This is a genomic window from Aquimarina macrocephali JAMB N27, assembly GCF_000520995.1.
Lineage (GTDB): Bacteria > Bacteroidota > Bacteroidia > Flavobacteriales > Flavobacteriaceae > Aquimarina > Aquimarina macrocephali.
This window is the reverse complement of the sequence record NZ_JACA01000124.1, coordinates 1-988: the sequence shown is the minus strand read 5'-3', so window position 1 is coordinate 988 and position 988 is coordinate 1. Positions and strand designations below refer to the sequence as shown.

The following is a 988-nucleotide window of genomic DNA, read 5'->3' as shown; positions in this document are numbered from 1 at the left end:
GTGCTAAACAAATTACAAGTTTTGTATTTCTAGTGGCAGATAATACTATTGTCGTCGATGTTACGGCTATTATAGATGAAGAAAACAAAACCATAAAGGCTACAGTGCCTATGGGAACTACAGTTATAGATTTATCCCCAACAATTGAAATATCTGACAAGGCAACAATAAATCCAATTATTTCTCAGGATTTTACTACTCCAGTAGTCTATACAGTAACCGCAGAAGACGGTAGTGAAGTTGTGTATACTGTTTCTGTTAAAGTCCCATCAACTCAAAAAGATGCATTGCAAGCTATTTTGGATGACAATCCAGAAAACACCTTGGATTGGGATTTAGCAATTACACCAGATTCAGATTTAGGAAGCCTGAACGGGGTTGATACAGATGTAAATGGCAATATAACTGGTTTGTTCATTGGCTTCAAAAACATTAGTGAATTACCCTCAGAAATTGTTTTGCTATCGCATTTAGAACTGTTTGTATTAGACGGTAACCCAATTATAATACTACCTTCAGAAATTGGGCAACTCACTACTTTAATAGGAATATCTTTAAAAGGTAACCAGCTTACTTCGTTACCCAAAGAAATAGGATTTCTATCTAATTTAGAAAGTTTACAAATTATAGATAACCCACTTACTACCATACCTCCCGAGATAGGGTTGCTTCTTAACTTATCACGGTTAGATTTGATAAATAACCAAATAACTTCTTTACCACCCGAAATAGGATTCTTAATAAACCTAAGTGCTTTATTTATTAATGAAAGTAACTTGACCACAATACCTTCATCTTTCTCTTTTTTATTGACATTAAATAATGCATTAGTTGTAGGTCCTTTGCCTCCTTCTAGCACGATCTCCCCAAAAGACGCACTTATTAGTATCTATAGTGCCAACCCTGGTAATACCTTGGGATGGAGTGTAGATAATTATCCAGAGGTTGGTTTTGATACCAATGGTAATCCAAAAACTATTACAATCAA

General features: G+C 34.7%; 1 pseudogene. It reads left to right on the top strand.

Features of this window, described 5'->3' with window-relative positions:
* Positions 1-988, top strand: a pseudogene (locus tag Z054_RS32030) (hypothetical protein); the annotation flags it as partial.